The sequence below is a fragment of the Streptomyces sp. NPDC088124 genome (genome assembly GCF_040685895.1).
Classification (GTDB): Bacteria; Actinomycetota; Actinomycetes; order Streptomycetales; family Streptomycetaceae; genus Streptomyces.
Genome location: NZ_JBFBJB010000095.1, coordinates 1 through 25,309, shown reverse-complemented (window position 1 = coordinate 25,309; position 25,309 = coordinate 1). Strand labels below are relative to the sequence as shown.

The following is a 25,309-nucleotide window of genomic DNA, read 5'->3' as shown; positions in this document are numbered from 1 at the left end:
GATGGCCTGGCCGTACGTGGACGACTCCGACAACGCAGCGAGCGTGCGTGCCAGGCGTCGCGAGCCAGGCGGGACTTTCGAAACACGCCCTAGATCGGCGCGCCGGGCGGGATGCGGGGCGGCGGGCCGAGGCGCCCGGAGCCGTCGCCCGCCAGGAAGGCGGTCAGCGTCGCGGACGCCTCGCGCTCCGCCGGCCCGTCCGCCCGGCCCAGTTCCTCCGCCAGCCGCCGCAGCGCGGCGGTGAGCCGTGTCCGTACGACGCCGTGCAGCAGGTCGCTCCGTACCGCGCCGACGGCGGCGCGCAGCACCACCCACCCCGCGGTCTCCCGCACGGCCGCTCCCGCCACCAGGCCGTCCGGCACCGGGGAGCCGTCCCGCCACACCGTGTCCAGCAGGCTGTCCAGGACCTCCCCGGGGCCCGGGACGGCCGGGTCCGCCGCGTGCTGCCAGCCCAGCCGGTTGAGCCGGGCGGGGTCCAGCAGCTCCTGCGTGACGAGCGCGGCCGTCGCCTCCACCGCGCTGAACGGGTCGAAGACCCGGCCGGCCCGGGTGTCGAAGTACTCCGTGCTCCGCCCGTACCGGGCGCCGGGCGGGGTGAGCGCGTCGAGCACCGGTGCGGGCAGGGCGAGGTGTTCGGGGCGCAGCAGCTCCGACAGGCGTCCCAGGGCCCGGCGTTGGACATCCCCGGCCACCGGCACGGCGCCGCCGCCATCCTCGCCGGCCAGCCCGTACGCGTAACGCGTGCCGCCGATCAGGCGCCCCACGGCGGCGAGTTGGGAGCGGTGGTAGAGCTGGAGGAGCACCGCGCGCTCCTCCAGTTCGCCGGTCTGCCGGCCGGGCGGCAGCACCGCGCGGGAGAATCCCGCCAGCGCGGCCCGCCGTACCGCCAGCGCCTCGTCCAGCGCGGCGAACGGATCCGCGACGGGCGCGATCCAGAGCACCGCGTCGGCGTGCGCGGCGTCCGGGGCGTGGGCGTCCTCGTCGGTGACGTAGCCGAGGCCCTGTTCGGCCGCGGCGCGCCGCAGCCCGGCGAGGGCGGCCTCTTCGGCGAGGGCGTCGTCGCGTCCGTCGGACGGGCCGTTGCGCCGGCCGTTGTCCTGGCCGTTGTCCTGGCTCTCGGCCCGGCCCGGGAAGCGGCCGTAGGCGTGGGCGACCAGGAAGTGGTCCCACGGGCCGAGCCCTTCGCCGTACGCCTCCGAGGAGTCCACCCGGCCGTCGGGGGTGACGGTGACCCGCGGATGCGGATAGTCCATCACGGAGGGGCGGGGATGGTGCGTACTGGCGAAGTTGTGCATGAAGCCCAGCGCGTGACCGATCTCGTGGGCCGCGAGCTGCCGCATCCGGCCGAGCACCAGCCGTTCGACGGCGGCCAGCCGTTCCCGTTCGTCCGGCTGTCCGTACGGGGCGTGCAGCGCCTCCGCGAGCGCGGTGATCTGCTCCACGCGCTGGGAGCCGAGCCGGACCCGGCCGCTGAGGATCTCGCCGGTACGGGGGTCCGTGAGGCCCTGGCCGTGCGACCAGCCGCGGCCGTCGCGGTGCACCCAGCGCACGGAGTTGACGGCGAGATCGTTGTCGTCGGTGCCCTCGGCCGCCACCTCGACCCGGAAGGCGTCGGTGAACCCGGCCCGCTCGAACGCCTCCCGCCACCAGTTGCCGCCCTCGACGACGGCGCTCCGTACCGGCTCGGGGACGGCCGGGTCGACGGAGAAGACGATCGGGCGGCGCACCGGGCCCGACGGCGCCTCCGGGTCGAGCGGTTCGAGCCGGAACCGCGGCTGGAACCGCACCCGGCGACCGGCCGCCGTACCGGCGCCGTGGTCGTCGTGGCCGATACCGTACCCGCCGGAGCCGGGGTGGTAGCGGCGCACCGGCAGCGGCGGATCGGGCAGCGGCACGAGATGGAGGTGCTGTACGACGCCGACCGCGCCCGGCGTCGGCACCACGGCCCGCACCGCCGCTCCGGGGGAGGAGCCGCGGAAGGTCAGCAGCGCGGGCAGTCGCACCCCGCGCGCGCCCTGGCGCGCCTCGTCGGGCAGCGGGAAGGAGGCGGCCGGGTCGACCTCGTACCCGCCCTGCTCCGGCGTCGCCAACTGCTCGGCCACGCCGTGGAGATCGAGGAGCGCCAGCCCGGTCGCGTCCACCACCACGGCGCCGTCCCGTTCGCTCAGCGCCGGGGCGCTCCACAGCACCGACGTGGCGAAGGACTCCTCGCCGGCGCGGACGGCGGCGGCGTCACCGGTGGCGAGATGGTGCTTGTTGCGCTGGACCAGGACGACCCGCCCGGCGATCCGCCGGAACACGGCGGCCTTCACCTTGCCCGCCTTGCCCCGGTCCACGGCGAGCAGGCTGGAGCCCACGCCGTGCGACAGCGACGCCGTCAGCAGGAACGGCTCGTCGAACCGCCGGACGGCCAGGAGCAGCCGGTGCCCCTCCGGGTCGGCGCGCAGTTCGACGAAGGGGCGGGGATCCGGGGCCGCGCCCGGAGTCGTCGCGGGCGGCAGGTCGTTCACGCCGGGCTCGCCTCTCGCTGGGGGGATCGGGATCCGTACGGCCGGCAACGGACCGGACCGGTACGGGTACGGACCGGAGCGGATCCGGGGCCGGATCAGATCGTACGTCGCCGCCGTCCGTGGCCCGTGGTGCTCAGCCTCCGGCCGGCTCGGCGGGGATCTCGTAGGCGAGGCGGAAGCGCTCGCCGGGGACGACCAGATCCGCGGTCTCCAGAGGGCGTTCCCCGGCGAAGTACGTGCGCTCGATGGCGGCGACGGGCGCGCCCGGCGTCAGATCGAGGGCGTCCGCCTCCTCGCGGGTGGCGGTCCGCGCGGTGACCGTCTCGGTGGAGTGGGTGATCTGGAGGCCGATGTACGACATCCGCGCCACCACGCTGCTCCCGGCCAGCGGACCGGCGCCGGGCAGGGACACGGGGGTGCCGCCGGTGATGCCGAGCGGCTCCCAGCTCACGCAGAGCATGGCCGGTCTGCCGTCCCGGGTGAGCAGGTACTCACTGCGGATCACCGGCTCGGCGGCGGGGACCCCCAGGCGCCGGGCGATCTCCTCGGGGGCCTCGCCGGTGGTGGAGCGAGGGGTGCCGCGCACCGTACGGCCGTCGTGTCCGGAGGCCGTACGGCCGTCGTGTCCGGAGTCCGCGCCCCGCACCGCGCCCGCGTCGCGTCCGCCCGCCGTGACCGCGAGCCGGCCCTGCAGGCGCTCCTGGGTCCACGAGCGGGCCATCGTCCCGGAGGTGGGCCGCTCCCGTACGAACACGCCGCGCCCCGCGCGCCCCTTGACCAGGCCTTCCACGGTCAGCACGCGCACGGCGGCCGCCGCGACGTTCGAGCCGACGCCATAGTGGCGCGCGAGGGCGGCCCGCGAGGGGAGCGGATCGCCCGGGGCGAACTCGCCCTCGTCGATCCGGCGCCGGAGATCCTCCGCCACGGTCCGGTACGCCGCGACCGCCATCCCTGTCTCACCTTCTGGACCACGTCTCAACATGCGAGAAGTTTTTCCCGGCCGGGCCCCGCCGGAGTACGTACGAAACGGATCTTCCGGAGGGTCCGCCGATGGCCTGATGCATCAGGCGGGGCCGAAAATCCACTTACCGGGGCAGTCTGCCACGTCACCTCTGTCACCTGATGCACCAGGTGGCCGCCCCTGACCGGTCCCGTGCCGTCGCCCGAGGGGGCTGAACAGCGCTCTTCGCGGCCGGGCGGACCTTTGCGCGGTGCCCCTGGCCGGGGCTAACTTTCCTTTCCTGTCCGTACGAGGGCGTCTTACCAGCCGGACAGCACGATGGACACACGCGCGGCCCACCGGATGGCGGGGCCCCGCAGCGGAGCTACGGACCACAGGTGAGGAGGACGGACCATGAGCCAGGAGACCGGACGGCCCACCGGAGCCGGTGCCGCGCCCCGCGCCGGAATCGGTGAGCACACGGCCGCCGCCCGCCGCGTTCTGCTCCTGCCCTCCGAGCCCGGGACCCTCCCCACCGGACTGCGGATCACCGCCGCCGCCCGCGCCGCCGAGCTCGCCGGACAGCCCGGCCTCGCCGCCGCCTACCGCGACCTGGCGCCCGCCCCGGCCGCCGGGGAGGACCAGGACCCCGCAGCGACCGCCGCCGTCCTCGCCTTCACCGACCGTGTCACCCTCGCGCCCGACCTGGCCGGAGCCGACCTCCTGGCCGGTCTCGCCGCGCGGGGACTCGACGCGCCGGCCGTGGTCGCCCTCGCCCAGATCTGCGCCTTCGTCTCGTACGAGGCACGGGTCGCCGCGGGACTCGCGCTCCTGGCCGGCGGCCCGGCGGCGCCCGGAACGGCCGAGGCCGCGCCCGCCGGCCCGGCCGCCTCCACCGCGTCCTTCACGCTCGACCAGCTCACCTGGCAGCCGCGGATCGCCGCCGTCGAGGCGGACGCGCTCACGCCGGAGCAGCGCGCCGTCATCGACGCGCACACCACGCTCTCCACTGCCTCGCCGTACTACCGCACCCTGCTCCACGACCCGGCCGCGCTCGACCACCGCACGCATGTCTACAACGCGGTCATGTACGGCCGCGGCGGCCTGCCCCGCGCCGAGCGCGAACTGGCGACGCTGGTGGTCTCCCGGGTCAACGGCTGCGTCTACTGCGCCTCCGTGCACGGCCGGAAGTACGCCCAGCTCGCCCGCGACGAGGCACGGGCCCTGCGCGTCCTGCGCGACGGCGCCGCCGCCTTCACCGCCTCCGGGCCGGACGCCGTCACGGGGGAGCGCCGCACCGGGGACGGCCCCGTCACCGACGCGCCGGACGGCCCGGTCACCGACGCGCCGGAGGGTGCCATCGCCGACGCGCGCGCCGCCGCCGTCGCCCGCTTCGCCGAGGCCCTGACCCGTACGCCCCCGCGGGCCGACGCCCGGCACCTCGCCGCGCTGCGCGCCGCCGGGCTCGACGACGCCGAGCTGACGGACCTGGTCCACGCGACCGCCCTCTTCGGCTGGGCCAACCGGCTGATGCTCGTCCTCGGCGACGCCCGCCACCCCGGCACCCCGCTCCAGGACGCCGGAATCCCGCGCACCGACGCACGGGAGTCCTGTAGTGGGACGTCGGTCCCCGCACCACGGACGGGCGGCGCGTAGCCGCCCCCGTGGTCCCCGGCCCGGCGTCGCCCCGCCGAGGCGCCCGCCGCCCCTCCCCGGTATCCACCGCGATCCGAGTGGCCGCCCGTTTCGTAGCCGTAGCCCCGTAGCCCCGTAGCCCCGTAGCCCCGTAGCCCGTAACCCTCGTTTCTTCCGATCCGTCCGACCGGAGACCGCCATGCCTTCCCGCCGTTCGAGCCGTACCCTCCGCACCACCCTCACCGCCGCCGTCGCGCTCACCACCACCGCCCTGCTGGCGACGGCCTGCACCTCCAACGCGGCCTCCCCGTCCGGCTCCGCGGCCGACGGCGGGGACTCCGGGGGCAAGCAGACCATCACCTTCATGGGGTTCTACGGCACCTTCCAGGACTCCTTCACCAAGACCGTGATCAAGCCCTTCGAGAAGGCCAACCCCGGCATCACGGTCAAGTACGTCCCCATCCAGAACTCCGCCGAGGTGCTGGCCAAGCTGCGCGCGAGCAGCGCCCGCCCCGTCGCCGACGTCGCCCTCATGGACAGCTCCGTGGCGCCGACGGCCAACAAGGAGAAGCTCTTCGCCCCGCTCGACGAGTCGAAGGTCCCCAACGTCGCGCGGCTCGTCGACACCGCGAAGAGCCCGGACGGCTACGGCCCCGGCGTCACTTTCGACAGCCTCTCGATCCTCTACAACGCGAAGAACGTCAAGAAGGCGCCGACGAGCTGGAACGACCTCTGGGACGCCCAGTACAAGGGCAAGCTGGCGATGCCCATCGCCGATACCCGCGGGGTCGCCCTGATCATCGCCCTGGAGAAGATCCTCGGCGGCGACTACAAGAAGGACATCGACCCGGCGATCGGCAAGCTGAAGGAGCTGTCGCCGGCCGTCCAGACCTGGCAGCCCTCGCCGGACGTCTACACCGCGATCCAGTCCGGTGACGCGGACATAGCCGTCGGCTGGAACGCCCGCGGCCAGTACTACAAGGACGCGTCCAAGGGCGCCGTCCAGCCCGTCCTCCCCAAGGAGGGCACGGTCACCCAGGTCAACACCATCAACCTGGTGAACAAGTCGCGGCACAGCGCCGCCGCGCAGAAGTTCATCAACTACGCGATCGGCGCCGAGGCCCAGAAGGCGTTCGACGACGAGGCGTTCTACGCGCCCGTCAACAAGGACGTGAAGCTCGCCGCGGCGACCGAGGAGCGCACCACGGCCTCCGCCGAGCAGCAGAAGAACCAGATCCCCGTCGACTGGCGCTGGCTCACCACGCGCTACACCGGCTGGGTCGACCGCATCAAGCAGGAGGTCATCGGTGGCTGACGCGCCGGCGGCGGCCGACGGGCACCTCGTGCTCGACGGGCTCGCCAAGATCTACCCCGGCAAGGACGGCGCCGCCGTGCGCTCCGTCGACCTCGCCGTGGAACGCGGGAGGATGCTCGCCGTCCTCGGGCCCTCCGGCTGCGGCAAGTCCACCACGCTGCGCATGATCGCGGGGCTGGTCCCGCCCACCTCCGGGCGGGTCCGGGTCGACGGCCGCGACATCACCGACGCCCCCGTGCACCGCCGCGACATGGGGGTGGTCTTCCAGTCGTACGCGCTCTTCCCGCACCTGGACGTCGCCCGCAACGTCGCCTTCGGCCTGGAGATGCGCAAGATCCCCAAGGCCGAGCTGAAGCGCCGGGTCGATGACGCGCTCGCGCTCGTCCGCCTCGGCCATCTCGCCGGGCGCCGGATCGCCCAGCTCTCCGGCGGCCAGCAGCAGCGCGTCGCCCTGGCCCGCGCGCTGGTCGTCGAGCCGGCCGTGCTGCTGCTCGACGAGCCCCTGTCCAACCTGGACGCGCAGCTGCGCTCCGCCATGCGCGACGAGATCTGCCGGATCCAGCGCGAGACCGGGGTCACCACCGTCTTCGTCACGCACGACCAGCAGGAGGCCCTGTCCATGGCCGACCGCGTGGCCGTGATGAACCAGGGCCGGATCGAGCAGGTGGGCACCCCGGAGGACATCTACGAGCGGCCCGAACGCGCCTTCGTCGCCCGGTTCGTCGGCCGCGCCAACCTGCTGGACGGTACGGCCCGGGACCGCGACGGGGACCGCACACCGGTCGAACTGCCCGGCCTCGGCACGGTCGCCGCGGCGGGCGACGCCGTGGCACCCGGCCGTACGGCCACCGTGATGCTGCGCCCGCACCGGATGGCCCTCGCCCCGGCCGCCCCGGGCAGCGGCGGTGGCGCGCGCGGGACCGTGCTCTCCGCCGGGTACGCGGGCGAGACCGTGGCGTACCGGGTACGCGTCGGCGCGGACGGGCCCGTCCTGGACGTCGAACGGCCCACCGGGACGCAGGAGCCGTTCGGCCCCGGCGCCGCGGTGGAGCTGTCCTGGGACCCGGCGGCGCCCCGGCTGGTGGCCGATGACGGCCGGGCCGGCACCGGCAGCGCCGATGCCACCGACGGCACGGACCGCCCGGAGGGCCCGTCATGACGGCGGACCCCGGCGCCGTACCGGAGAAGCCGTCCGTACCCGCGACGACGTCCGTGCCCGGGAAGACACCCGCACCCGCCCAGGCCTCCCCGCGCCGCGGCGGCACCGCCCGGCTCGCCCTCGCGCTGCTGCTGCCCGGCCTGCTCGCGCTGTTGCTGACGTACGCGCTGCCCCTGGTCTGGGTGGTGCGCATGTCGTTCAACGAGTCGATGGACGGCGGCCTCATCCGGCAGACCTTCTCCCTCGCCACCTTCGGCGACGTCCTCTCCAGCCCCCACTACTGGAACGTCATCGGGCAGACCGTCGAACTCGGCGTGCTCGTCACCGTGTTCACCCTCCTCGTCTCCTACCCGGTGGCGCTCTTCCTCGCCCGTACCACCAGCCGCTGGCGCAGCCTGCTCGTCGCGCTCGCCATCGCGCCGCTGCTGATCTCCTCCGTGGCGCGCACCTTCGGCTGGATGGCGATCCTCGGCAGCCAGGGCGTCGTCAACAAGACGCTCACCGGCATCGGACTGATCGACAGCCCGCTCCATCTCGCCAACAACCTCACCGGCGTGGTCATCGCCTCGACGGAGATCTACATGCCGTTCGCCATCCTCGCGATGATCAGCGGATTCGGCCGGCTCGACCCGGCGCTGGAGCACGCCGCCGCCTCCCTGGGCGCCCCGCGCCGCACGGTCTTCCGCCGCGTCGTGCTGCCGCTCACCCTGCCCGGGGTGCTCACCGCCGCGCTGCTGGTCTTCGTCCTCAGCCTCAGCGGCTACGTCACGCCCCGGCTCATCGGCGGCGGCCGGGTCTTCGTCCTGGCCACCGAGATCTACGACGAGGCCATCACCAGCCTCGACTGGCCGGTCGCGGCCGTGCTGTCGATGCTGCTGCTCGCCGTGTTCGGCGTGGTCATCGCGGTCTACCTGTGGGCCCAGCGTGCCCTCGAAGCCCGCTTCACCGGACCCAGGGAGGCCCGCTCATGAACGCGCGCCGGCCGACCCGTGCCCTGTGGGCCGTCCTCCTGACCGTCCTCTACCTCTTCCTCCTCGCGCCCATCCTCATCGTGCTCGTGGAGTCCTTCGACACCTCCACCTACCTCCGCTTCCCGCCCGAGGGCTTCAGTCTCGACGCCTACCGGCAGGTCTTCGCCAACGACGCGTTCCGCGAGGGGTTCAAGGTCAGCGGGATCACCGCCGCGGTGACCGCGCTGCTCGCCGTCGTCACCGGCGTACCGGCCGCGCTCGCGCTGACCCGGCTGCGCTTCCGGGGACGCGCCGCGATCGAGGCGGTCTTCCTCTCGCCGCTGCTCGTGCCGCACATCGTGCTCGGGCTCGCGCTGCTGCTGATCCTGGCGCCGATCCCGCTCACCGACACGTACTGGGGGCTGATCCTGGCCCACCTCGGGGTGACCATCCCCTACGTCGTACGGACGGTCGCCGCCTCCCTGGTCTCCGCCGACCCGAGCGCGGAGGAGGCGGCGCGGACGCTCGGCGCGAACGGGCTCGTCACCTTCTGGCGGATCACCCTGCCGACCATCAGGTCCGGTCTCTTCTCCGGCGGGATCATCGCGTTCCTGCTCTCCTTCGACGAGACCGTCATCTCCCTGTTCGTCTCCGGGCAGAACACCGTGCCGCTGCCGGTGGCCGTGCTCCAGTACGTCGAGTACCGCAGCGACCCGTCCGTCGCCTCCCTCTCCGTCCTGCTCGTCCTGCTCTCCGTCGTCGTGGTCGTCCTGGTGGAGCGCGGACTCGGGCTGCGACGCACCCTGCGATCCGGCTGAGCGGACCCCGCCCCCACCCCGTACCGACCGAACGCCCCCCGCCGCAAGGAGAACACCGTGCCCGACACCCAGGCGCAGCCCCTCGACCCCGCCGCGCTCCACCGCGACAGCGTCGTCTTCAACGCGCTCGACTGCACGCCGCTGCCGTGGGCCGACGAGACCTACCTCGGCAAGCTCGCCGTCTCCGGGGTCACGGCGATCAACCACGCGGTCTCCATCTCCCAGGGCTACGACGCCGCCGCGGCCGCCATCGTCGGCTGGCGGCACCGTCTCGCCGAGACCGGCGGCCGGGTCTTCCAGGCGTACGGTCTGGACGACGTCGCCCGTGCCAAGGCCGAGGGCAGCGTGGCCTGGTTCGCCGGGTTCGAGGACAGCAAGCCGGTGGGGGAGGACCTGTGGCGGCTGGAGGCCCTCCACCAGCTGGGCCTGCGCTTCATGGGGCTGACCTACCAGAACCGCAACTACGCGGGTGACGGCAGCGGCGAGACCGCCAACGGCGGGCTGAGCCGCTTCGGCCGCGCCCTCGTGCGGGAGTGCAACCGGCTGGGCGTCGCCCTCGACCTGTCGCACACCGGCGAGCGCTCCACCCTGGAGACCATCGAGGTCTCCGAGAAGCCCGTCCTCGTCACCCACGCGGGGCTGACCCACTTCGTCGACAGCCCCCGCAACAAGAGCGATGTCGTCGCCCGTGAACTCGCCGCGCGCGGCGGGGTGTTCGGCCTCGCCGCGAAGTCCGGGTTCCTCACCCCCGACGGGCTGACCCGGCGGCCCGGCGCCGAGGTCTTCGCCGACAACATCGACTACCTGGTCGAGCTGATCGGCATCGACCACGTCATCGTCGGCACGGACGTCGGCGACGAGCGCAAGTACTCCCGCGAGGGCATGGCGCGGGTGCGCAGGCTCTACCCGGAGATCCCCATCGTCGGCGAGGACCTCGATCTCGACCGGATCCACCCCGAGGGCATGGGCACCCCCGCCGACCTGCCCGTCATCACCGGACTGCTGGCCGGCCGCGGTTACACCGCCGAGGACATCACCAAGATCCTCGGCGGCAACATGCACCGCGTGCTGACCGGTATCTGGGACACCGCGGCGTGAGCGCCCCGCCGCTCCGCGTCGCCGTCGTCGGGGCCGGGCCGCGCGGCACCGCCGTACTGGAGCGTCTCACCGCCAACCTCGGCCCGGGCGGCCCCTGGGCGGGGCTCGCGGCCGAGGTGCACGTCGTGGAGGAGCACCCGCCCGGCGCCGGGCGGATCTGGCACCCGGGGCAGTCCGGGCACCTGCTCATGAACACGCTCTCCGGGCACGCCACCGCGTTCCCCGACGACACCGTGCGGATGGCGGGACCCGCGACCACCGGGCCCTCCCTGGCGGAGTGGGCGAGCGAGCACGAACCGGGCGTCGAGCCCTGGGAGTTCCCGTCCCGGGCGCTGATGGGCCGCTATCTCTCCTGGGCCCACGGGCGGATCGTGCGGGGCGCCGCGGACTCCGTCCGGATCGTCCCGCACGCGACGCGCGCCGTCGCGCTGGACGAGGCCCCCGAAGGGCGGCTGCTGCTCCGGCTCGACGACGGGACGAGCCTGCTCGTGGACGCCGCCGTCCTCGCCACCGGCCACACCGACCAGCGCCCCTCGGACGAGGTACGGGCGCTGACCGCGACCGCCGGGCGGTACGGGCTGCGGTACCTGCCGCCCGGCCATCCGCACGAAGCACCCCTCGACCTGCTGGAGCCGGAGGAGCCGGTCCTCGTACGCGGTCTGGCGCTCAACTTCTTCGACCAGCTCACCCTGCTCACCGCCGGGCGCGGCGGCCGCTTCGAACCGGCCGGTCCCGGCGGGGCGTTGCGCTATCTCCCGTCGGGCCGCGAGCCGCGCCTGATCGCGGGCTCCGGCCGGGGCGTGCCGTATCTCGCGCGGGCCGAGACCCCGGGGCGGATGCCACCGGGACACGCTCTGCGCGTCTTCGACGAGGCGGCGGTCGGACGGCTGACCGCCCGGGCGCCCGGCACGGTGAGCTTCCGGGACGAGGTGTGGCCGCTGATCGCGCGGGAGGCGGGCGCGGCCTACTACCGGACTCTCCTCGACCTCCGGCCCTCGGCCGCCCGGCCGCCGGCCGACACCTTCCTGGAGCGGTACGCGGCGGCCGGCCACGGCTCCGACGCCCAGGCCCGGTTGCTCGGCGAGGAACTGCGCGACGACGCCGACCGCTTCGACGCGCTCGACCTCGACACCCCGCTGGCGGGCCGGACCTTCCCCGGCCGCGCGGCGTTCGGCGCCTGGGTACGGGAGTGGATGCGTACGGACCTGGCGGCGGCCCGCGCCCCCGGACGCAGCCCGGTCAAGGCCGCGGCGGCGGCGGTCGCCGCGGTGAAGGGACAGGTGCGGCGGGTCGTCGCCGCCGGGGTGCTCTCCGGCGCCTCGCAGCGCGAACTGGCCTGGTTCCGGTCGTACGGCGCCCATGTCGCCAGCGGTCCGCCCGCCCGCAGGATCGCCGAGCTGATCGCCCTGAGCGAGGCGGGCGTCGTCGAGTTCCTCGGCGCGCGCCCCACCGTCACCGTCGACGGGGAGGCGGGCCGTTTCACCGCGCTCTCCCCGACCACCGGCGGCCCTCCCGCCACCGCCCGCGCCCTGCTGGACGCCTGGCTGCCCGGCCAGGACCTGGCCCGTACCGCCGATCCGCTGCTGGCCGGGCTCGTCACCTCGGGGCTGGCCCGCCCGCACCTGGCCGGCACCGGGGACGACACGACGGCGACGGGCGCGCTCGACATCGTCCCCGCGGAGCTGCGCGTACGCGACGCCGGGGGACGGCCGCACCCGCACCTCTTCGCGTTCGGCATCCCGGTCGAGGGCGTCGAGTGGAACACGGCGATCGGCGCGCGGGCCCGCGGCAACGCCGCGATGTTCCGGCAGGCCGACACGATCGCCCGCGCCGCCCTCGGAGCGGCGGCCGGCCGGCGGTAGCCCGCGGGTCCACGCGGCTCCCCCCCGTACCGTGGCCGGGCGGCGCTCCTCAGCCGAGGAGCGCCGCGATCGCCACCAGCACCGGCACCGACATCACGGTGGAGAGCAGGATCGACTCCCGGGCCAGCCGTTCGGCCACCCGGTAGCGCGAGGCGTAGGTGTACAGGTTCTGCGCCGCGGGCAGCGCCGAGGTCACCACGACGTCGAGCAGCGCCGCGCCGTGCAGCCCGAACACCAGGGCGCCCAGCGCCCACGCGGCGGCGGGCTGGCCGACCGACTTCAGGGCGACGGAGAGCAGCACGGGGAGACGGTCGGCGCCGCGCCCCGGCAGCGCGCTGCCGCGCAGCGAGATCCCGAAGGCCAGCAGCACGGCCGGGACCGACATGTTGCCGATCAGGACCAGCGGGTCGAGCACCGGCCCCGGCACCGTCCACCCGATGGCCGCGACGGCGACCCCGCACAGCGAACTCGCGCCGATCGGGTTGCGCAGCGGCGTCGTCACCCGCTGCCAGAGCGGCAGCTTCTCGCCCGGCCGTGTCAGGTCCAGCACGGTCAGGGCGATCGGGGTCATCACGAGCTGCTGGAAGAGCAGGACGGGCGCCACGAGCGAGGCGTCCCCGAGAACGTAGACGGCGATCGGGATGCCGAGGTTTCCGGCGTTGACATAGCTGGAGCACAGCGCGCCGATCGTGGTGCGCCCGATGTCCCAGCGGCGGACCAGGGCGACGGCCACGAAGAGGCCTGCCGCGACGGCCGTGCTGATCGCCGTGATCAGCAGCCGGCTGGAGAGGACCACCGAGAGATCGGCCTGCGCGAGGGTGGTGAACAGCAGGGCGGGCGTGGCCACGTGGAAGGCCAGCTTGGTGAGCACCTCCCGTCCGTTGTCGCCGAGGTATCTGCGCCGCCCGATCACATAGCCGACCCCGATGACGACCGCGATGACGGCGAAGCCGGTCAGTACTCCCTGCACGGCATGTCCCCGTCATAGATCGGCGCGGACGACGGCGGTGGAGCACATAGATGGGTCACACAGCCAACCCTCCCGAGGAACATCGCTCCAGGTCAACGTGGGCTGGCTCACCCCCCCCGGAGCGGCGCCCGGCCGACGGGCGCGCCGGACCGGTGTCAGCCGGGGCCGGCGTCGCCCGACGGCGCGCACTCCCCGTGCCCGTGGCCGTGGCCGTTCCGCTCCGTCCCGCTCAGGTGGTCCAGGGTGCCGGTGACGTGCAGCACCCGGTCCAGCGCCGCCCGGCGCTCCGTCAGGACGAGGCGCACGCCGTCGGACTCGGCGAGGCGCCGGATCATCAGGAGCGCCGAGAGGCCCATGGAGTCGCACATCGTGAGCCCTCCGCAGTGCAGCTCCAGCCGGGCCACGCCCCGGTGGACGCGGAGCAGCTGCCGTACGGTGTCGATCACCTCGTACGACGTCTCGTAGTCCATCTCGCCGTCGAGCCGCACCTCGACGGTGTCGGCGGCCGGGGTGGTGACGACGACGGCCAGCGGCTCCGGCGGCGGGGCGGTCATACGGCGCGTCCTCGGGACGGGGCCGGCGGCCGGCCGGGCGGGGACTCACGCGGATCCGCCGGGTCCTCCCGGTCCGCCGGGTCCGCCCGGTCCTCCAGCGCCGCCAGCCCGGCGTGGAGCAGGGCGGTCGCCCGGGGGAAGTCGCGCAACTCGTCGAGCAGCACGCGCAGCGAGAGCGACAGGGCGCGCGACGGGACGCCGCGCGCGGTGAGGATGCCCGCCGTCCAGCCGAGGAACGAGGTGAACAGCGCGTCGTCCGCCACGTAGAGCGCGCAGGCGAGATGGTCCACGAGGTGCGCGATGTCCTCGGCGGTGTGCCGGCGCCGCCGCTCGTCGTAGTCGCCCAGTGGGGGGAACCGTATGGTGAGACCGGCCGTCGTGGCACGCACCAGCCGGGACCTGGCCCCCGCGACCAGGGTGTACTCCTGGTCGTCCAGGTGCGGCAGGGCGTCCGCCGGCGGGCGCGGTGTCCCCGGTACCGGCAGCGGCCGCGCCAGCAGTTCGGCGGCGGCCCTGGCGTCCGGCGCCCAGGCGTCGGCGCGCAGCAGCCGCGCGTACCGCCCGTCCCGGCCGAAGGCCGCGCCGCCCACCAGCACCGGCACCCCGGCGGACTGGCAGGCGCTGATCGCGGCGTGCGCGGTGGGCAGCCGGGTCACCAGCGAGCCGGACAGGGCGACCGCGTCCGGACCGGTGCGGTGGAGCTGGGAGAGCAGATGCGGGCTCGGGACCTGCGCCCCGAGGTAGTCCACCCGCCAGCCGCGCAGCCGCAGCACCTCGGCGAGCAGCCGGGCGGGCAGCGCGTGCCACTCGCCGTCGACGCACGCCACGGTGATCCGGCCGCTCCCACCGGGGTGCCGCACGGCCGGATGCAGGGCGAGCGCGGCCACGGCCCGGTCGCTGATGGCGGTCGCGGCGTGCTCCTGGGCGACGGTCAGCAGCGCGCCGGCCCACGCCTCGCCGACGCGCCGCTGGGCGGCGGCGATCAGGTCGAGCAGGACGGCCTCGGGGTCGGCGCCGTCGTCGAGCGCCCGCGTCACCACTCCCACGGCGCGCCGCTCGTCGCCCGCCACCAGGGCGTTCCACAGCTCTTCCGGCTGTTCCGCCGGCTGCGTGCCGGTCGTACTGGTCGTCTCGGTGGTACTGCTCGTACGGTGAACTCGGGTCATGAGGTGAACCTGCCCGGTCCGTGCCCTCCCACCGCGCTGAGCCGGTTGCGGCGCGGCGCGGTCACGGCGACGAGCGCCATGTCGTCGTGGGCACCCGGCCCCACCCACTCGGTCGCGAGCATCTGGACGCGCTCGACGACCGCCTCCGCCGGCATCCCGGCGCACTCGGCCAGAGCGGACGTCAGCCGGTCCTCGCCGAACATGTCGTCGCCGAACGGCCCGCCCCTGGCCTCCGTGATCCCGTCGGAGTACAGCAGACACGTCTCGCCCGGCCGCAGCACCGTACGGAACGTCAGCGCGGACACGTCGGGCAGCGCGCCGATGAGGGTGCCGCTGGTCCGCGCCACCTCCACGGTGCCGTCGGACCGTACGATCAGCGGCGCGGGATGGCCGCCGCTGGTCAGCCGCAGCTCCACCCCGTGCTCCCGGCGCGTCACCGAGGCGAGCACCAGCGTCGCGAACCGGGTGTGGTGCGAGGTGAGCAGGGCGCCGTTGAGGAGCTTCAGCAGCCGCTCGTGGTCGGGCTCGACCAGCCGCAGCGCCTGCAGGGTGTTGCGGATCTTGCCGGTCAGCACGGCCGCCTCCAGGCCCTTGCCGCAGACGTCACCCAGCACCGCCTGGGTCTCCCCGCCCGGCCGCTCGGCCGGATAGAAGTCGTAGAAGTCCCCGCCCACCCGCTGGTCGTCGCGGGAGGGGCGGTAGCCCCCGGCGAACTCCACCCCGTCGTAGTGATGGAGCCGGGGCGGCAGCAGATCGCGCATCAGCAGATCCGCGACGGAGGCCTGTTCGGCGAAGAGCAGGGCGGCCGAGATGGCCGCTCCCGCGCGGGCGGCGAAGATACGGGCGAAGGTCTCCTCGCCCTTCGTGAACGGGCCCCGGCCGGGACCGCGCAGCAGGATCAGCGCGCCCGCGGGGACCCCGTTGCCCGGCAGAGGTGTCACCACGACCGAGCCGATCTCGCCGAACCCCTCGGGCGCCAGCCACTCCGGGGCGGTTCCCGGGGCGATCCAGCGCGAGGGCACCGGCGGAAAGCCCTGGAGCGCCTCGGCCAGGCCGGGCACCTCCGCCGGGTCTGCGGTCAGCGTCTCACGGGTGACGGAGCCGTCCCGCCCGGCGCGGGTGAGCGGCATCCGGCGCCCCGTACGCGGTCCGACGACGACCGTCGCGTCGGCGAGATGGGCCGCGGCGAGCAGCGCCGTGGTGTCCATGCACTTACGGGCGTTGAGGGACGACAGCAGCTGGTTGGACGCCTCGATGAGGAAGGCGGTGCGCTCCCGCTCGGTGTCGAGCGCCCGCTGCGTGGCCCGGTGGTCGGTCTCGTCACTGAGCCACCACGTCGTCAGGCCGGCCGCGCCGGTCTCCGCGCCGGACGCGCGGTACGAGCGTTCACCCACGGCCCCGTACGCGGTCTGCTCGCGCCCGGCGTGCGCCTCCGCGAGCCAGTGCGGCCCTCTCCGGAAGAGATCACAGCCGGCCGTGAGACCGGGCAGCAGGGTGGCGGCCGCCGCGTTGGCCAGTTGGACCACACCGGTGCGGTCGGCCACGATCACCGGGTGCGGCGAGGACTCCAGTGCCACGTCGCCCACGGCCCCGGAGTCCGGGGAGGAGGTCTTCGGTGAATGCCTCACATAGTGGGACGCCGTGCCCGCGGGCACGAATCCCCTTCACCCTCTCGCTGCTTCGACTGCATCGTTGTCATGGGGAAACAATCCTCCTCCGGGCCGGGAGACGCAAACCCCCGCCCGGCCGCGCCGGACACCCGTCCACGTGTACGCCCGTCACCCGGCGCCGTACCGGGACCCGGACGACGCGCGTCGCCGGTCGCCCGGGCGCGGTCGGAACTCATGGCCGACCAGCATGCCATGACCGGCCCCGCGGCCGCCGGAACGGCGGTATTCCCAGGGGGAGGTGAGCGGTGGCCCGGCCGACCGGGCCCGGCCGGCGCCCTCTTCAGTGCCGCACCAGCGCCCTGATCAGCTTGCCGCCGTCCCCGAGGAGCGTGACCGTCACCTCGGCCAACCGCTGCACCAGCGGCCAGCCGTAACCGCCCGGCAGCCAGTCCTCGTGCCGCTCCGTGAGCGCGGGCAGCCGCGGACTCGCGTCCCGTACCGCGATCTCGACCACCCCCGCGTCCGCCGAGACCCGGAAGCCCGTCACCCCGCCCGCGTGCCGCACGGCGTTCGTCACGAGCTCCGACACGACCAGAAGCACGTCGATCGCCGTCTGCTCGGGCACGCCCGGCGCGTGCCGGTCCAAGTAGGAGCGCACCAGCGCGCGGGCCTCCGCCGTGCCCGCCGGGCGCGCGTCCAGCCACGGCTGCGCCCCCGGCACGGCGTGCTCCGCCCCGTCGTCGACCGTTGTCATCCCCGCACCCCCCGTACGCGGCTCTGCGCCTTCCCTGCCGGTGACTCCTGCCCGGCGCCCGCTCCGTGACACACTCCGCACGGTCCCGCGCCCGGCGGAGAGCATCGCACGTTATCCCCCGTCCGGGGACCGGTGTGCGGGAATCGGTGTGCGGGAACACCCCGTCCCGTTCCGCGACCAGTGTGCGGGAACACCCGGTTCCGTTCCGCCGGTTTGCCGTAACTTCTCCCGGGGGAGCGTTCTCCCACCGCGCGGAGTGACACTCCGGATGTCGCATATGCTTCCCGCCGGAACGACGTCGGGTGACCGGCGCCGCCGGGTGAGGGGGTGGAGTGTGGTCGAGTTGCCCGTGGGCCTCTCGTCGCGTCCGGTACGGGGACGCCGCACCCCGGGGGCCGTGTCCCCGCCGGCCCGGCACGGCGGCTCGCCCGTACGGGAGGCCGCCCCCTCCGCCGTACACGACTCCCCGTGGGCCGTCGACGCGGTCATGCTGCTCGTCGAGGACGACGCGGGGGACGCCCTGCTCGTCGAGGAGTTGCTCGCCGACAGCGATCTCGACTCCCCGCTCACGTGGTGCCAGACACTCGCCGAGGGCCAGCGGTTCCTCGCCGACCGCACCGCGCCCGTCTGTGTCCTGCTCGACCTCCACCTCCCGGACGTGCACGGCGTCGACGCGGTCACCCGTATCCTGCGCACCGCCCCGGACGCCGCCATCGTCGTCCTCACCGGCCTGGCCGAGGGCGAGGCCGGGCTCTCCGCCGTGGCCACCGGCGCGCAGGACTACCTCGTCAAGGGCCGCATCGATCCCGAGGCCCTCAGCCGCGCCGTCCGCTACGCACTCCAGCGCAAACAGGTCGAACAGGCCGCCGCCGCGCTGCGCGCCAACGAACGGATGGCCCAGGAGAACGCCCGGCTGGAACGCGGCCTGCTGCCCGTACCCCTGCTGCGCGGCGACGACTTCGAGGCGACCGCCCGGTACGAACCGGGCCGCGCCCACGGACTGCTCAGCGGTGACTTCTACGACGTCGTCCAGACCGAGGACGGCACCGTCCACGCGGTGATAGGCGACGTCTCCGGCCACGGCGCCGTGGAGGCGGCGCTCGGGGTCTGCCTGCGCGTCGCCTGGCGCACCGCCGTCCTGTGCGGCACACCTCCGCTGGACCGGGTACGGCTCCTGGAGGAGATCCTCGTCGCCGAACGGTCCGACCCGCACCTCTTCGCCACCGTCACCTCGCTGGTCTTCCCGCCCGGCGGCCGCGAGTTCGGCGTCGTGCGCGCCGGCCACCCCGGTCTGCTCGTCCGCCACGGCGCCGAGGTGCGCTGGGAGGAACCGCGGACCGGCATGGCCCTCGGGCTGCTGCCCGGCGCGGGCCGCTGGACCGGGACCACGCTCCCGCTGCCGCCCGGCGGCCATGTGGTGCTCTTCACCGACGGCCTCTTCGAAGGCCGTACGGGGCCCTCGGCCCGGCTCGGCGAGGACGGGCTGCTCCGGCTGGCGCGGCGCCACGGCGAACTGCCCGCGCACGCCTTCGTGGACGCGCTGGTCGACGGCGCCGCCGAGGGGGCCGCGCCGTACGGCGGACTCGCGGACGACGTCGCCGTGCTCCACCTGGGCTGGGGCGGCACCCCGTGAGGCGCCCCGCCGCGCTGTGGCGTACCGCCCGGTCCCGGCTCTCCGTGCAGGGGTGGGTGCGCCTCATCCTGGGCGGGCTGGTCCTGGTCGTCTGCGGCTGCACCCTCATCGCGGGCGTACTGCTCTCCCGTACCACCGACCGCACCGACGAACTCGTCGACCGGATCCAGCCCGCCCGCTCCACCGCCTTCCAGCTCCAGCGCTCCCTCGTCGACCAGGAGACCGGGGTGCGCGGCTTCGCGCTCACCGCCGACGCGTCGTTCCTCGCGCCGTACGAACAGGGCCGCGCCGACGAGGAGCGGTTCACCGCGCGGATACGCGCCGTCATCGGCTCGGACCCGCGGGCCGCCGCCGACCTCGCCCGGATCACCCGCGCCGCCGACGAGTGGCGGCGCGACGAGGCCGAACCGCTCATCGCGTCCGTACGGACCCGGGGCGCCGTCACGGCCTCCGGGGACCTGCTCGCGGGGAACAAGACCGCGTTCGACGAACTGCGCCGGCTCGTCGCCGTCCAGCAGAGCCATCTCGACGAGGCCAGGGACCACGCGCGCGCCGGACTGGACGACGCCCGGGAACTGCGCGACACCGTCCTCCTCGTGGTCCTCGGCGTCTTCGCGGCGGCGGTGATGGGCCTCGCCCTCGTCCTCCACCGGATGGTCGGCCGGCCGCTCAACGCGCTGCGGGCCGCGACCGACGGCGTACGTGCCGGGGCGTTCGACCGGCGCATCGAGGCCCGGGGCCCCTCCGACCTGCGGGCCGTCGGCGCCGCGGTGGAGGACATGCGGCGCCGGCTGGCCGACGAGATCGCCGCCACCCGGCTCCGCGAGGACCTCCTCGCCGAACAGACCGAGGAACTGCGCCGCTCGAACTCGGAGCTGGAGCAGTTCGCCTACGTGGCCTCGCACGACCTCCAGGAGCCGCTGCGCAAGGTCGCCTCGTTCTGCCAGCTGCTGGAGAAACGGTACGGCGACCAGCTCGACGCCCGGGGCAAGCAGTACATCGACTTCGCCGTCGACGGTGCCAAGCGCATGCAGATCCTCATCAACGACCTGCTCACCTTCTCCCGGGTGGGCCGGGTCCACGACGCGTGGCAGGGCGTCGAACTGGATCAGGTCCTCGACCGCGCCCTCGGCAATCTCGCCCTCGCCATCGAGGAGGGCGGGGTGACGGTCGTACGGGAGGATCCGCTGCCCCGGGTGACCGGCGACCCGACCACCCTCGCCATGCTCCTGCAGAACCTCGTCGGGAACGCGGTCAAGTTCCGCCGCCCCGACGGGCCCTGCCTGATCACCGTCGGCTGCGTCGCCAGGACCGCCGAGGGCTCCGAGGGCTCCGCGGGTGCCGAGGGCTCCGCGGGCACGGAGGGCTCCGAGGGAGCCGCCGAGGGTCCCGGAAGCGCGGAGTGGCATCTCACCGTGACCGACAACGGCATCGGTGTCGCGCCCGAGTTCGCCGAGAAGGTCTTCGTCATCTTCCAGCGGCTGCACGCCAGGGACGAGTACGAGGGCACCGGGATCGGGCTGGCGCTCTGCCGTAAGATCGTGGAGTTCCACGGTGGCCGGATCTGGCTGGACTCCGCCCCCGGCGGCGGCACCCGTATCCACTTCACCCTGCCCGTCATCCCGGACGAGGCCGTGCCGCCCACCTCCACCGCGCCGCCCGCCTCCGCCGACGCGCTCGCGCCGTCCGGAGCGGCGGTCGGCGGCGCACGGCCGCCCACCTCCCATGGAGCCCCCCTGTGAACTCCCAGCCCCAGCGCGCCGAGCCGATCGAGGTCCTGCTCGTCGAGGACGACGCCGGCGACGAACTGATGACCCGCGAGGCCTTCGAGGACAACAAGATCCGCAACACCCTGCACGTGGTGCGCGACGGGGAGGAGGCCCTCGACTTCCTCTACCGGCGGGGGGCCCACACGGACGCGCCCCGCCCCGATCTCGTCCTGCTCGACCTCAACCTGCCCAAGTACGACGGCCGCCAGGTCCTGGAGCAGATCAAGACGGACCCCGAACTCTCGCTCATCCCCGTCGTCGTCCTCACCACCTCGTCGGCGGAGGAGGACATCCTGCGCAGCTACACACTGCACGCGAACGCCTATGTGACCAAGCCGGTCGACCTCGATCAATTCATCGCGGCCGTCCGGCAGATCGATGAGTTCTTCGTCACCGTGGTCCGGCTGCCCGGGCGCATTTCGGGGCGTGCGTGACACCTCTCACGAAACCGGTGGGCATATCGGCGGCGTGTGGGGGCATAAGGGGATCCGAGAAGGGGGACCCCCCGATCGCCTCACCGGTGCCCGGGCAGGAGCTATGAACGAACAGACCATTGTCGGAACGGCCCGCACGGCCCTGCCCGACTCCGTACACCCGCTGCGGCGGGCCGGCCAGTTCAGCGGCGAACCCGGCTGCATCGCCGAGGCCCGGCTGCTGGCCGAGCGGTTCCTCCAGCAGCTGGAGGCCGAGTGGCTGGCCGACCTCGGCGAGCGCACGCGTGGCGATCTGCTGCTCGTCGTCAGCGAACTGGTCACCAACGCCGAACGGCACAGCCACGGACCGTATCTGCTGGAGCTGGAGGGCACGGACGAGCAGGTGCTCGTGACCGTGTACGACAGCAGCTCGACCCTGCCGCGCCGCTACCCGCGCGACCCCGCCCGGCTCGGCGGGCACGGCCTGGAGATCGTCCACGCGCTCGCCGGCCTGCTCACGGCGGAGCGTGTCCCGGTCGGCAAGCGCGTCCAGGCCGTGTTCGACCTGACGGCCCGCGGGCTCCCGGCCTGACCCCCGCGGCCGGCCGGCGTCACTCCTCCGGGCGGCCGAACCAGTCCAGGCAGAGCACCAGCGCGTCGTCCGTCGACTCGGCGACCCGGTACTCCGCCAGCTCCCGCAGCACCGCGCGCGGCACCATGGCCGCCGGCAGCAGGCTCGTCGCGCCGATCGCCCGCGCCAGGGCCCGTTCCCCGTACGCCTCGCCCTGCGGCGAGACCGCCGCGTACACCCCGTCGCTCACGAAGAGCAGCCGGTCGCCGGGAAGCACCTGGAACGACTGGGCCACGTAGTCCGACTCCTCGAACATGCCCAGCGGGAGCTGCGCGTCGAGGTGGACCCGTTCCACGGTCTTGTCCCGCTGCCGCCACAGCTCGGGCGACCCGGCGTCCACAGCCTCGACCCGCCCGGTCGCCAGCTCGAAACGGAGCAGGAGCGTCGAGACGTACGAGGCGCCCCGGTGCTGCTCGTACAGCGCCTGGTCGGCCAGGGCCGCCTGGTCGGCGATGCCGATGCCCGCGCGGCGCGCGTTGCGCAGGGCGTTGACGGCGAGATTGGTCAGCAGGGAGGCCTGGATGCCCTCGCCCATCCCGTTGGTCACCGCGAGGGTCAGCTCGTTCGCGTCCGACGCCCAGTCGAAGTTGTCGCCGTGGATCGCGTACGCGGGTTCGAGCTGGGCGCCGATGGCGTACTCCCGGGCGGTGCAGGCGCGCGCCGGGAGCAGCTCCCACTGCATCTCGGCCGCCAGGGTCAGCCGGCTCGCCCGGCGCGCCCGCTGGTAGAGGTCCGTGTCCCGCTCCGCCACCAGGATCTCGTGGCCCAGCAGATCGGCGACCTGTGTCAGATCGTCGACGGTCTCCGGGGTGGAGAGGCCGCCCGGCAGCCGGACGGTGAGAATGCCGAGCCGTTCGCCGCGCACCGTGACCGGAAGGTGGTGATCCACCGCGTCCCGGTGCCTGACCTCCTGCTCGCGGGGCTCCTGGCTGCCGAACGCCCGGCCCTCCGGCGTGTTGTGCAGCGACAGATCCTCGGCTGCCGGGCCCGCCGGATCGCCGGCTCCGTTGACGGGTCGCAGCACCGTGAGCGCGTAGTCCGCGAGATGAAGCGTGACGGAGGCCGCTCCGTACGCCGTCGCGAGCGCGCCGCGCAAGGCGCCCACCAGGTCGTGCGGGGCCGCCGCACGGACCGCTCTTTCCACATCCGCGAGTAGAGTCACTGTCGTTCAGCTTTCCTCAAGGGGCCCGTTTCGGTACCGGGCCGGTCCTCGGACGGTCGTGGCGGTCCTCGGACGGTCCGGGCTGGCAGATGGCCACACCGGATGAAAGGGTGGATCGATGTCCCGTTTCACCGGTCAGGCGCGTCGGCGGGAGCAGGTCGCCGAGGCCGCCTGCGCCGCCTCGGAACTGCTCGAAGTGCTGTGGGGGCGCGGCCAGGAGGCCGCGCCGTCGGGTCCGGTCCCGCCTTCCCAGCTACGGGCCCTTCTCGTCATCGAAGCGCACGAGGGCGCCAATCTGCGGACCCTCGGCGAGGCGCTCGGGTCGCGTCCCTCCTCCGTGAGCAGACTCTGCGACCGGATGGAGGCCATCGGGCTCGTGACCCGCTCCCAGAGCCGGACGAGCCGGCGCGAGGTCGAGCTGCGGCTGAGCCGACGCGGCCACCAGGTGCTGGACGAGCACCGTGCCTTCCGCACCCGTGAGGTGGGGCTGGTGCTGGAGCGGATGGACCCCTCGGAGGTACTGATGCTCGCGGAGGGGCTGCGCGCCTTCCACGCGGCGGCGAGCCGGGGCCCGAGCGCCGGGGCGGAGAACCCCGAGGACTCCGCGCGGAGCCACGTGGCGGACAGCGCATAGCTTCATTGGGGCCCACTTCCTGGCATCGACACCTTACTCTCCGCGCTCTCCGCGCAGATCACTTGTGCGGAAGCAGTGAACAGATTGTTGCCCACTGGCGAATGTTGTCAAATGGCAACTATCGTGGGGTCGCGGTGCCGCCCCGACCTCTCCAGCCCACGAACGGATTTCCTGTGCAACCTTCTTACAGCGCAGGTCGGACGATGGGCCTGGCCACGGGACGGAACGGCGACGCGGTCGTGCTCGCCCCCAGCGGTGATCTCGACATGGAGAACATCGCCCCGCTCGCCACCGCGCTCACCGACGTCGGCGGGACCGACGCCGGACCGGTGGTCGTGGACCTGTCCCGGGTCACCTTCGCGGACTCCACCACGGTGAACGTCCTTCTCCAGGCACATGGTTCCCTCGGCCCGAGGCTGCGGCTCGCCCGGCCCTCCGCCTTCGTCCAGCGCCTGTTCGACGTCATCGGCCTGGAGCAGGCACTGCCGGTGTACGGCACGATCGAGGCGGCGCTCACGCCCGGTCGCCCCGGCCCCTCGGAGTGACCCGGAGCCGGCGGATTCACCCGGAGACTCTTCGACCCCGGTCGCGCGGGTAAACGACGGCAGGAGAACGCCGCACCGAGATCCGAACGACGAGGTGAGTCCCATGCAGCAACCTCTCACGAGTGACCCGCGGTCCCACGGCGACGCCGAGTGGGCCTTGCGTCCGGAACTGGCGGCCGAGGCGAGGGAGGCGGCCCACGGCTTTCTCGCCGCTCTCGTGCCCGAGCCGTCCGCGCGCACCTCCCAGAACCTGGTCCTGCTCGTCTCCGAACTGGTGGCGAACGCGATCCGGCACGCGGGCGAGGTGACCTCTTTGCGTCTGCGTGCGGACCGGCGCAGCCTGCAGGTCGTGGTGGGCGACCCGAGCCCCGTCCGGCCGCGGGAGCGTACGCCCGATCTCACCGGCGTCACCGGCGGCTTCGGCTGGCCGATGGTCCAGCGCCTGGCGGAGAGGGTCGTCGTCCTGCCGAAGGCGGGCGGCGGGAAGACGATCCGCGCCGTCCTCGTGCGGTAGCGCGTTCGGGGCGCGCGGGGCGCGGAAGGGTTTTCGCGCCCCGCGCGGCGTGCATTCTTGCCGCAGGACGAAGGAGTGGAATGCGCGAGACACACGGCTCCGGTACGGGCGCCCGCGGCAGGGGTGCCACGGCGCGCGGAGCCCGCGCGCTCCTCTCCCTGGTGGCGCTCGCGCTGTCGGCGGGGTGCGCCGGCGGTACGGCGGGGGACCCCGCGGCGCCGGGCCAGGGGCCCGCCACGGCGACGGTCACAGTGCCCTCGCCGCCCGCGGCGGGCCGCGCGGACCCCGGTGCCTGTGGGGACGCCGACTGTGAAGTGGACCTGGCCGCGGGGGACACGGTCCGCTTCGACCGCGGCGACGGGGCGGGCCGCTTCGTCATCACCGGCGTGGACGGATCGACGGTGAGCTGGGAGCTTCCGGGATCGCACCGGTGCGGAGCCTCCGGGCCGGGCAGTGTCCGGATGCGCGGGGACGACGGCGGGTGCCGGGGCACGGTCGGCCCGGGGACGACGGTCACCGCGGAAGGCGTCTCGGTGACCTTCGTCGGCATCGGGGCCTCGACCGTACGCGTACGCCTGACGCCACGGCGGATGAGCGAGCCGCTGAGCCGGCTCACCTCGCGGGAGCGGGACGTGCTGGCCCTGATGGCCGAAGGGAAGACGAACGC

The 25,309-nt window shown here is 74.1% G+C and carries 23 protein-coding genes; 15 read left to right on the top strand and 8 right to left on the bottom strand.

Translation table 11 applies throughout. The annotated features are described in order from the left end of the window. Positions 1-89: 89 nt before the first annotated feature. Positions 90-2,510 carry a zinc-dependent metalloprotease gene (locus AB0P17_RS41430; RefSeq protein WP_365819980.1) on the bottom strand — a complete coding sequence of 807 codons (2,421 nt, stop codon included), beginning with the start codon at positions 2,508-2,510 and terminating at the stop codon, positions 90-92. Between the two features lie 133 nt (positions 2,511-2,643). Next, positions 2,644-3,459, bottom strand: a complete 816-nt coding sequence (locus AB0P17_RS41425) for a GntR family transcriptional regulator (protein ID WP_365819978.1) — start codon at positions 3,457-3,459, stop codon at positions 2,644-2,646. Positions 3,460-3,864: 405 nt separating this feature from the next. Between AB0P17_RS41425 and AB0P17_RS41420 the strand changes: the two genes are divergently transcribed. From AB0P17_RS41420 to AB0P17_RS41390, 7 genes are all read left to right on the top strand, one after another. After that, the gene (locus AB0P17_RS41420) at positions 3,865-5,106 is read left to right on the top strand and encodes a peroxidase-related enzyme (protein ID WP_365819976.1); all 1,242 of its coding nucleotides are present in this window, start codon (positions 3,865-3,867) and stop codon (positions 5,104-5,106) included. 178 nt (positions 5,107-5,284) lie between these two features. Next, positions 5,285-6,400, top strand: a complete 1,116-nt coding sequence (locus AB0P17_RS41415) for an ABC transporter substrate-binding protein (RefSeq protein ID WP_365819974.1) — start codon at positions 5,285-5,287, stop codon at positions 6,398-6,400. Next, the gene (locus AB0P17_RS41410; RefSeq protein ID WP_365819972.1) at positions 6,393-7,559 is read left to right on the top strand and encodes an ABC transporter ATP-binding protein; all 1,167 of its coding nucleotides are present in this window, start codon (positions 6,393-6,395) and stop codon (positions 7,557-7,559) included. Before AB0P17_RS41415 ends, AB0P17_RS41410 begins: the two co-directional genes overlap by 8 nt. Then, positions 7,556-8,530 (top strand): ABC transporter permease, encoded by a 975-nt coding sequence (locus AB0P17_RS41405; RefSeq protein WP_365819970.1) that lies wholly within the window; start codon positions 7,556-7,558, stop codon positions 8,528-8,530. The genes AB0P17_RS41410 and AB0P17_RS41405 overlap by 4 nt, the downstream gene beginning before the upstream one ends. Further along, positions 8,527-9,327 carry an ABC transporter permease gene (locus tag AB0P17_RS41400; RefSeq protein WP_365819968.1) on the top strand — a complete coding sequence of 267 codons (801 nt, stop codon included), beginning with the start codon at positions 8,527-8,529 and terminating at the stop codon, positions 9,325-9,327. The genes AB0P17_RS41405 and AB0P17_RS41400 overlap by 4 nt, the downstream gene beginning before the upstream one ends. A 57-nt stretch (positions 9,328-9,384) precedes the next feature. Then, positions 9,385-10,425: a membrane dipeptidase gene (locus AB0P17_RS41395; RefSeq protein WP_365819966.1), complete on the top strand. Its 1,041-nt coding sequence runs from the start codon at positions 9,385-9,387 to the stop codon at positions 10,423-10,425. Continuing rightward, entirely contained in the window at positions 10,422-12,287 is a 1,866-nt protein-coding gene (locus AB0P17_RS41390; RefSeq protein ID WP_365819964.1) for an FAD/NAD(P)-binding protein, read from the top strand. Before AB0P17_RS41395 ends, AB0P17_RS41390 begins: the two co-directional genes overlap by 4 nt. Before the next feature lie 49 nt (positions 12,288-12,336). Here the strand turns inward: AB0P17_RS41390 and AB0P17_RS41385 are convergent, their stop codons facing one another. The 5 genes from AB0P17_RS41385 to AB0P17_RS41365 all read right to left on the bottom strand — a co-directional run bounded on the left by AB0P17_RS41385 (position 12,337) and on the right by AB0P17_RS41365 (position 17,341). Continuing rightward, the gene (locus AB0P17_RS41385; protein ID WP_365819962.1) at positions 12,337-13,257 is read right to left on the bottom strand and encodes an AEC family transporter; all 921 of its coding nucleotides are present in this window, start codon (positions 13,255-13,257) and stop codon (positions 12,337-12,339) included. A 155-nt stretch (positions 13,258-13,412) separates the two neighbouring features. Then, positions 13,413-13,811 (bottom strand): STAS domain-containing protein, encoded by a 399-nt coding sequence (locus AB0P17_RS41380; protein ID WP_365819960.1) that lies wholly within the window; start codon positions 13,809-13,811, stop codon positions 13,413-13,415. Continuing rightward, the gene (locus AB0P17_RS41375) at positions 13,808-14,977 is read right to left on the bottom strand and encodes a cobalamin-dependent protein (protein ID WP_365819958.1); all 1,170 of its coding nucleotides are present in this window, start codon (positions 14,975-14,977) and stop codon (positions 13,808-13,810) included. The genes AB0P17_RS41380 and AB0P17_RS41375 overlap by 4 nt, the downstream gene beginning before the upstream one ends. Next, positions 14,974-16,563: a PP2C family protein-serine/threonine phosphatase gene (locus AB0P17_RS41370; RefSeq protein ID WP_365819955.1), complete on the bottom strand. Its 1,590-nt coding sequence runs from the start codon at positions 16,561-16,563 to the stop codon at positions 14,974-14,976. The genes AB0P17_RS41375 and AB0P17_RS41370 overlap by 4 nt, the downstream gene beginning before the upstream one ends. 364 nt (positions 16,564-16,927) lie before the next feature. Next, positions 16,928-17,341: an ATP-binding protein gene (locus tag AB0P17_RS41365; RefSeq protein WP_365819953.1), complete on the bottom strand. Its 414-nt coding sequence runs from the start codon at positions 17,339-17,341 to the stop codon at positions 16,928-16,930. A 487-nt stretch (positions 17,342-17,828) separates the two neighbouring features. Here AB0P17_RS41365 and AB0P17_RS41360 point away from each other — a divergent pair, with 487 nt between their 5' ends. The 4 genes from AB0P17_RS41360 (at position 17,829) to AB0P17_RS41345 (ending at position 21,748) form a co-directional block, all read left to right on the top strand. Further along, the gene (locus tag AB0P17_RS41360) at positions 17,829-18,974 is read left to right on the top strand and encodes a fused response regulator/phosphatase (protein ID WP_365819982.1); all 1,146 of its coding nucleotides are present in this window, start codon (positions 17,829-17,831) and stop codon (positions 18,972-18,974) included. Next, entirely contained in the window at positions 18,971-20,716 is a 1,746-nt protein-coding gene (locus AB0P17_RS41355; RefSeq protein WP_365819951.1) for a CHASE3 domain-containing protein, read from the top strand. Before AB0P17_RS41360 ends, AB0P17_RS41355 begins: the two co-directional genes overlap by 4 nt. Beyond that, positions 20,713-21,177, top strand: a complete 465-nt coding sequence (locus tag AB0P17_RS41350; protein ID WP_365819949.1) for a response regulator — start codon at positions 20,713-20,715, stop codon at positions 21,175-21,177. Before AB0P17_RS41355 ends, AB0P17_RS41350 begins: the two co-directional genes overlap by 4 nt. Before the next feature lie 103 nt (positions 21,178-21,280). Beyond that, entirely contained in the window at positions 21,281-21,748 is a 468-nt protein-coding gene (locus AB0P17_RS41345; protein ID WP_365819947.1) for an ATP-binding protein, read from the top strand. 19 nt (positions 21,749-21,767) lie between these two features. Here the strand turns inward: AB0P17_RS41345 and AB0P17_RS41340 are convergent, their stop codons facing one another. Then, a complete protein-coding gene (locus tag AB0P17_RS41340) occupies positions 21,768-22,931 on the bottom strand; it encodes a PP2C family protein-serine/threonine phosphatase (protein WP_365819945.1) in 1,164 nt (387 codons plus the stop codon). Positions 22,932-23,067: 136 nt separating this feature from the next. Between AB0P17_RS41340 and AB0P17_RS41335 the strand changes: the two genes are divergently transcribed. The 4 genes from AB0P17_RS41335 to AB0P17_RS41320 all read left to right on the top strand — a co-directional run. Next, positions 23,068-23,583 carry a MarR family transcriptional regulator gene (locus tag AB0P17_RS41335; RefSeq protein WP_365819943.1) on the top strand — a complete coding sequence of 172 codons (516 nt, stop codon included), beginning with the start codon at positions 23,068-23,070 and terminating at the stop codon, positions 23,581-23,583. A 203-nt stretch (positions 23,584-23,786) separates the two neighbouring features. Further along, positions 23,787-24,128: an STAS domain-containing protein gene (locus tag AB0P17_RS41330; protein WP_365819941.1), complete on the top strand. Its 342-nt coding sequence runs from the start codon at positions 23,787-23,789 to the stop codon at positions 24,126-24,128. 103 nt (positions 24,129-24,231) lie between these two features. Continuing rightward, entirely contained in the window at positions 24,232-24,642 is a 411-nt protein-coding gene (locus AB0P17_RS41325) for an ATP-binding protein (protein ID WP_365819939.1), read from the top strand. An 80-nt stretch (positions 24,643-24,722) separates the two neighbouring features. Further along, positions 24,723-25,309 (top strand): hypothetical protein (locus AB0P17_RS41320; protein ID WP_365819937.1); only part of this gene is annotated, 587 nt, incomplete at its 3' end.